At 60.1% G+C, this 303-nt stretch carries 1 pseudogene; it reads left to right on the top strand.

Going from position 1 to position 303, the window contains the following annotated elements:
* A pseudogene (locus Q5762_RS37780) lies at nt 1-303 on the top strand (hypothetical protein); the annotation flags it as partial.

A 303-nucleotide genomic window follows, 5' to 3' on the forward strand; every position in this document is an offset into this window, starting at 1 on the left:
TTAAAGGGTTCCCCTCCGCACGCTATAAGTCTTTCCAAAGTGAAGAGGCTGCCCACCAGGCGTTTGCCAGAACGGCCAAGGCGCCAGCTCACAAAGCAAGTGGCAGCCGCTCCACCAAGAAAACGGCCGCGAAAACGCCAAAGGCTCCGACTCAGAAGACCCTGAGCGCCGTCGATGTCGAGATTTTCTGTGATGGGGCGTGCGACCCTAACCCTGGCCCCTCCGGCTCCGGCGTGGTGGTTTACCGGCAAGGCATGCTGAGCGACCTGTACTACGGCCACTTTGCCCCGATGGGAACCAACA

The sequence above is a fragment of the Streptomyces sp. P9(2023) genome (assembly GCF_032436795.1).
Taxonomy (GTDB): domain Bacteria; phylum Actinomycetota; class Actinomycetes; order Streptomycetales; family Streptomycetaceae; genus Streptomyces.